General features: G+C 49.1%; 6 protein-coding genes. 1 reads left to right on the plus strand and 5 read right to left on the minus strand.

What is annotated here, in order from left to right:
- Window positions 1–57: 57 nt before the first annotated feature.
- The 3 genes from P1X16_RS30775 to P1X16_RS30785 all read right to left on the minus strand — a co-directional run bounded on the left by P1X16_RS30775 (window position 58) and on the right by P1X16_RS30785 (window position 2,581).
- Window positions 58–399: a hypothetical protein gene (locus P1X16_RS30775; protein WP_277236610.1), complete on the minus strand. Its 342-nt coding sequence runs from the start codon at window positions 397–399 to the stop codon at window positions 58–60.
- A complete protein-coding gene (locus tag P1X16_RS30780; RefSeq protein ID WP_277236611.1) occupies window positions 396–1,157 on the minus strand; it encodes a ParA family protein in 762 nt (253 codons plus the stop codon). The genes P1X16_RS30775 and P1X16_RS30780 overlap by 4 nt, the downstream gene beginning before the upstream one ends.
- 455 nt (window positions 1,158–1,612) lie before the next feature.
- On the minus strand, window positions 1,613–2,581 hold the full coding sequence (locus P1X16_RS30785) for a GNAT family N-acetyltransferase (RefSeq protein ID WP_277236612.1): 969 nt from the start codon (window positions 2,579–2,581) through the stop codon (window positions 1,613–1,615).
- A 1,018-nt stretch (window positions 2,582–3,599) separates the two neighbouring features.
- On the opposite strand from P1X16_RS30785, the gene P1X16_RS30790 reads away from it, so the two are divergent.
- Entirely contained in the window at window positions 3,600–4,889 is a 1,290-nt protein-coding gene (locus P1X16_RS30790) for a replication initiation protein (protein WP_277236613.1), read from the plus strand.
- A 157-nt stretch (window positions 4,890–5,046) separates the two neighbouring features.
- Here the strand turns inward: P1X16_RS30790 and P1X16_RS30795 are convergent, their stop codons facing one another.
- Both P1X16_RS30795 and P1X16_RS30800 read right to left on the minus strand, forming a co-directional pair.
- Complete coding sequence (locus tag P1X16_RS30795) at window positions 5,047–5,493, minus strand: MarR family transcriptional regulator (protein ID WP_277236614.1); 447 nt, start codon at window positions 5,491–5,493, stop codon at window positions 5,047–5,049.
- Window positions 5,486–5,905, minus strand: a complete 420-nt coding sequence (locus tag P1X16_RS30800) for a VOC family protein (protein WP_277236615.1) — start codon at window positions 5,903–5,905, stop codon at window positions 5,486–5,488. The genes P1X16_RS30795 and P1X16_RS30800 overlap by 8 nt, the downstream gene beginning before the upstream one ends.
- Window positions 5,906–6,243 lie beyond the last annotated feature (338 nt).

The following is a 6,243-nucleotide window of genomic DNA, read 5'->3' on the forward strand; positions in this document are numbered from 1 at the left end:
AATTTGCTCTCCTATTGTACCCTAAGCAAAAGCAGAAAAGCCAGTCTACTATTCTGCTTAGCGTAACTTTTTACTGCTGCGCAATAGCTTTTCCAGCGCGGCAGGCGGCAAAGGTTTATCGGCGTTCGGATAGTTCTGCAACTCTTTTACCAAGGCAGCTTCTGTCACTTCCTTGAAGAAAAAGGCTGGCTCCCAGTATTCGGCCTGCTTGAGCTTCATATAGGTTTCGCGCGTGACGGCCGTGGTAAAAGAGACCCACACTGTTTCCTGCTTTTCCGGCACCGATGCAGTTTCGGTTACGGGTTGGGGCGCTCCAGCCGCTTGTGCTGGCTCGATGCGTTCGGTGATAGCAGCCAGTACTTTGTTGCCGAACTTAGGTTTGGTTTTGCTCTCGCTCATAGCCGGGAAAGTATTTCAGTGGTAAGGGCCTCGTAATCCTGGGCACCGGCCGATTGAGGAGCCCAATTGTATATGTTTTCCTTTTCGATCTGTGCTTCCACTAAACTCACATTAGGCCGCACCGTGGTACGCATGACCAGTGGGCCGAACACGGCGTGAGATTCGAGCAGATTCACCATATCGCGCTGGGCGCGACGCCGGTCGCTGCGGTTGTACTGAGTGAAAAACAGTCCCCCAACTTTCAATTTCTTGTTGAGCCGCTTCTGCACATGCTGGCAAACCTCAAGTAATCCGACCAAACCCTCGATACCATAGTACTCTGGCTGCGCAGGAATAAAGACGGCATCAGCTGCAGTCAGAGCCGCGTATGTGAGCTTGCCCAAACCGCCTGGCGTATCTATCAGGCAGAAATCTATTTCCTCTACCTCGTCGAGCACTTCTTTGAGGGCAAATTCGGCCCCTGGTTTTTTACTGATGCGCTCTTCCACTTCCGCTAGATCGGAGGCACTAGGCACCAGATACAGCCCCTCCCCTACTTCTTCCACAACATCCGATAAACTCGCTTGGCCCAGCAAAACGGTACCAATGGTTTTATTCTCGGGTGCCCGATAAGCAAAGCTTTGAGATAGGTTGCACTGGCTGTCACAATCGACCAGTAGCACGGATTTGCCGAGTTGAGTCAACGCGTAGGCTACGTTCAGGCAGGAAGTGGTTTTACCAGTTCCTCCCTTATGATTCGAAAAAACAATTGTCTGCATGGCTGCAATGTAAAGCATTCTGCAAATTGTTTGTATAGCCACCACGCCAGCTATTGCAGCAATTCTAACAATTGTTAGAATTGCTGCAATAGCTGGCGTGGTGGCTATACATGGGCTACTTTATGCATTTACATCAATAGGAGTAACCGTCTTGTCTGTTCTTGAACAGGCATGCTTCAAACCTTATTGTCTAAAGCCTATTCTTACTATTCTTACTATTCTTACTATTCTTACTATTCTTACTATTCTTACTATTCTTACTATTCTTACTATTGCAGCAATTGTTGAATAAGGCTGCTAATATGAGCCGACTACTGGTCAATGTTTTACCGATACAAACTAGCGTCCAATTACAACTATGACTGACTGGTATCGGCAGTTAAAGCCACCTCTCAAAACTTTCTTAGAGAAGGTTTTGAGAGGCAATTTTTAAAAACTGTAGCAAGCTGCTCAGCTTATTTGTCAGTCTGCTCGGACCCAAGGAGCAATTCCATTTGGATGTTGCACCGCTCATAAGGAGAGGGCTGACCAGCTACAGTTTTCCGAAAACCGAGTTTGTGATACAACTGCAGAGCTGGGGTTAGCTTGGTATTGCTTTCCAAGTAAAGTCGGCGGGCCCCAAGGCGACGGGCATGCGCAATAGCGGCCTCACCTAGTCGCAAGCCTATACCTAACCCTTGCACGGCAGGGGAGACGGCCATCTTCGCCAGCTCGAAGCTACCATCATCGAGTAATAACAGCGCGCATGTGCCCACAATGCGGTCTTGGTAACGGGCCAAGAAAATGTGGCCGCCGCGCTGCAAAATATACTCCTCAGGATGATCCAAGGCTTTCAAATCGGCCTCTTCCACGCGGAAGTAGCGTTCAATCCATTCCACGTTTAGCTGTTTAAAATCCGGTTGATACTGGGATTCGTATGCTAGCACCTTCACCTGAGAACCTACGCGAGCATCGCGGATTGCCTTAACCCGACTGGTTAGGCTGCGTTGAGATAAGGCATATTCAATTTCTCCCAAAGCTAGCCAGAGGTTGTGCCGGGTTTCAGCTAGTAAGGCTTCCGAAGCTTGGCGAACATCAGATACTTGTTGCTGCAAGACAGGCCAGAGAGCGGTGCCTTTTTCCGTGAGAGCAACTACGCTACGGCGCTGATCTACCTGCCCACGCTGCACACATACTAATTCATGGCGGGCCAGTTCTTTCACTACTTGGCTAACCGCAGCATGCGTCTGTCCAATGCGTTCAGCAATTTCGCCTACATGCCGGCCTGGGGCACTAGCAACTGTATAAAAAACTGGAAACCACCGTGGCTCAATGGCCACATGATACAGCCCATAGATCTGGGCTGCTTGGCTGGTCACTAAATCGGTAAGGTGACGCAACCGACTACCTAAGGCACTTGGGCCCACTTCATCGAAGAAATCCATAGAGCAAGTATACAAAATTTAGGTAAGTACTTACACATATGACTTACCGTTATCAATGATAAATAATTTTGCCTCGCGTTTGAATACAGATACATAACTCAAAATCAGGATAAAATAGGAGGTATGATTGTCCATAAGTCTTTGGCTCAAATAGCAGAAGAAATGTATTACCTAAAGCAAGCCAAGCTGCTACCTTTTCAACTCCAAGGGTAGAATGGTAGCAACTTACCTTTGGTCCATGCCACTTGCGTCCTTACTATCGGCACAGCTAATAACTGGATGTACCTGAGCTTTCTCACCGAACACAGGCTGCTACTACTCATAAGCTGGCAACTGAGCTTGCCAATGAAGTGCGTAGGGTGTTTCGGTAGCACTTGTATGCGGGCAATGAAGAAACTGCTACCATTTCACCACAATAAGGGTCGCACAACAAAATATTTTTTGAACCCCAATAAGGGTGTTTTGGTAGCAGTTTACCTTGGGTACCCCCGTAGGGTGTTTTGGTAGCACCCTGAGGTTTTCACTTAGTTATGCGGGATTATTATGAAATCAGCAGGTTGTTTTGGTAGCAGGTTTTGTACTATAGTCTCTCCCCAAAACGGTATAAGGTTGTTTTGGTAGCACCCTCTTTTTCAGTTGCTAAACCCGATAGAACATTCTTGTTTTGCGTAACTTCAAGGCAGAAGCACAATCTACTTAAAAATCAAGCCTTTAAAGCATAAAAAGGCACAATTTTTATATGGCGTTGTGCCAATTTGTACTTTAACAGTCTTTTTTGGGTGCTACCAAAACAACCTTAAAAAAATCAGACTAGTCTTTTTATACTTTATATTATTTACTAGTTATAGGGGCCATAACTAATTGATTTAGCGATGATTATGATGATAGAGTGCTACCAAAACACCCCATTTCTGCTACCAAAACAACCTAAGCTTGCTACCAAAACAACCTAAGCTTGCTACTAAAACAACCCATTTCTGTCAGAGTTGCTACCAAAACACCCTTAGTGCCGGCCTTCATGGATGAAATAACTGAACCTGCTACCAAAACACCCTTGCTAGGGGGCCTTCACCCCGACACGGAAGTTGCCGTCGTTGCCGTTCGGGTTGATCCGGAAGCATTCATTAAGCAACACAATGCGCTGATCAATGCCTCATTCAACCTGATAACGCTAGAAATGCGGTTGTTTGTAAGCTTGCTCGCCCGCATTCAGCCCGAAGACGAGTCGTTTCAGTACCACTTTGTACACACGAAAGAACTAATCCCGGAACGTAGCGGCGGGGCCATCTATCAGGAGGTGCGTCGCATGGTGGATTCTATCGGTGCTCAGATGCTTAAAATTGAGCGGCTGGTAGAGGACGGCGGCAAACTGAAGCGACGCAAAAATCCCAACTATGAGGTAATTCCGCTGATGGCCCGGGTGTACTACGATACGCAGGCTGGGGGCGTAATTGCCTGCTTTAACCCGCTTATTGTACCCTACTTGCTGCGCCTCAAGGCCAACGGCAACTTCACGTCGGCCCGGCTGAATCAGGTACGCAAAATCAAGAATCCGTATGGGCACCGCATCTATTGGTGGTGCATGGAATGGGTGAATTTTGGTCGTAATGAACGAACTATCGAGTTAGATAAGCTGAAGTTCATGCTAGGCATGACCAAGGGCGAATACGAAGGACGGTTCAATAATTTCAATAGCAAGGTATTGCTTAAGGCCCAGCAGGCGTGTGCCGAAACTGACCTGCCCTTCAGCTACCGGGTGAACCGGGAGCGAGGGATACCCGTAAGCATTACCTTCCATTTTCAACTGGTAACCTCGGAAGAAAAGGCTGCTACCAAAACACCCTCGGAAAGCGAATCAACGGCGCCTTGGGAAGCGGCTCTGCTCCAAGCTGGGATTGGCAAAGCCAGCTTACCTATCATTCGCGCGCAACTCGCTGCCCAGGAATACGACGAGGGATATCTACACTACGTGTTGCGCATAACCGAAAAGCAACAGGCGCTAGGCAAGATCAAGAAGTCTGCTAAGGATTATCTTTACAAGGGCATCATTGAGAAGCACATGCTGGAAGACTATCTGCACCAGGCCTTACCCGCCGTGCCAGCCAAGATGTCGCCGGCTCCTGTAGTGCAGAACCGACCCCGGGTGGTATTTCAATACTGGGAGGTGGAAGGCTTCTACCAAGACGAGCAGAAAATTAAGCGCACAACAGAAACCTTCCCCGAATTTTTGGAGCGCAAGTATTTGGCGAAAGGCTTCCGTGTAGTGGAAGAGGGTGGTAAAAAGTTTGTAGTGCGCGAAGCGCAGTAGCAAGTTGCTGCTAGAGTAAGTAGTCATCCTTTGCTCAAGCAGGGGAAGTGCTAACAGCGAGCGGGCGAAAACTGGCTATGTCTTCGCTGCACCCTCTTACGTTTCACTTGTAGTGGCTGGGGGAGCACGATAATCTCTACTTCGGCAAGCAACGGCACTAGCCCATTAAGCGGGATAGCAACTGGCTAAATAGCCCCGCCTCGGCCTGCAGGGGACCGAAGAATTGGGCATCTACCTGTTCCACAACGGCGTTAGCTTGCCGAAGTAGGGTGTCGCCGGCGACGGTCAGCCGCAGCTGCTTGGCCCGACCGTCCTGCTGGTGGCTATGGCGCTCGAGCAAGCCCTTGCGCTCCAGCGTCTGAAGGACTTTAGAAGTCATCATCCGGTCGGTATTGGCATAATCGGCCAGGCGCTGCTGAGTTACGGCTTCTCCCTGCCGATGTAGCCAGTACAAGCCGGCCAGCAGCGAGAACTGTGTCAGCGTGAGGTCCAGTGGGCGCAGCTGCTGGTTCATCTGTAAGTGCCAGCCCATGGAGACCTGCCAGAGCAAGTAGCCGGCTTTTTCCTCGGGCTGCACATAGGAGAAGATCGGATTATCACTCATAGGGGTTAGCAGTTATGGCTGGGCGAAGTAACGCAATCCTTTGTGTGGCAGGTACTTCTTGCAGGGTCAGCCAGTAGCCGTCCGGGTCGGCAATGATGGCCGTGTTACCAAAGGGTGTGGCTTGCAGGCCGCGGATCAGGTGAGCCTTGCCGTGTTGGCGCTCTAGGAACGCAGTCAGCTCGGGCATGCCAAACCAGAGGCTTACGCCCCATCCAAGTTGGCTTGTGGCCTGTAGGTCCACTATGGGGGTGCGAATAGCAAACAGCGCGCCGCTTTGCGTGGCAAACAGGTACGCATCCGGGGGCGACGAAGGTAATAGCTGGAAGCCGAGAACCTCGGTGTAAAACCGGCGAGAGGTTTCTAGGTCACTCACTTGGAGTGAAACGAAGCCAAGTTGGGTAGGAGCTAGCATGCGAAAAGTGATTTAGTAGTCGTGACTACAAATATAGGCATCAAACCCGGTATTGTGTGGGTGCAAACGGGTGATTGTTGCGTTGCTCACATACAGTAACTCCTGGCCCTTGTAGATCGTGAGCTTCACGATTCCTCCTTGTTTCAGCGAGTCTCAACGGTGTATTCAAGATGATAACACGCTAATATTGTTGTACTATAGTAAGAAAAATTATATCTTATCAATATTCCATTAAAAACTTAGATTTTATGTATCCAAGTCAACGGTAGTGACGTATCTTCGCCACATACTCCTATTATCTTAGATTTTTTCCATAATGAGCACGCTGACTCTCACCT

It is taken from the genome of Hymenobacter sp. YC55 (assembly GCF_029433095.1).
Classification (GTDB): Bacteria; Bacteroidota; Bacteroidia; order Cytophagales; family Hymenobacteraceae; genus Hymenobacter.

Bases quoted from the DNA above. Each gene is read 5' to 3' on its own strand.
- P1X16_RS30785 (WP_277236612.1), bottom strand. From the start codon at position 2,581: ATGGATTTCTTCGATGAAGTGGGCCCAAGTGCCTTAGGTAGTCGGTTG.
- P1X16_RS30800 (WP_277236615.1), bottom strand. From the start codon at position 5,905: ATGCTAGCTCCTACCCAACTTGGCTTCGTTTCACTCCAAGTGAGTGAC.
- P1X16_RS30780 (WP_277236611.1), bottom strand. From the start codon at position 1,157: ATGCAGACAATTGTTTTTTCGAATCATAAGGGAGGAACTGGTAAAACC.
- P1X16_RS30795 (WP_277236614.1), bottom strand. From the start codon at position 5,493: ATGAGTGATAATCCGATCTTCTCCTATGTGCAGCCCGAGGAAAAAGCC.
- P1X16_RS30790 (WP_277236613.1), top strand. From the start codon at position 3,600: ATGGATGAAATAACTGAACCTGCTACCAAAACACCCTTGCTAGGGGGC.
- P1X16_RS30775 (WP_277236610.1), bottom strand. From the start codon at position 399: ATGAGCGAGAGCAAAACCAAACCTAAGTTCGGCAACAAAGTACTGGCT.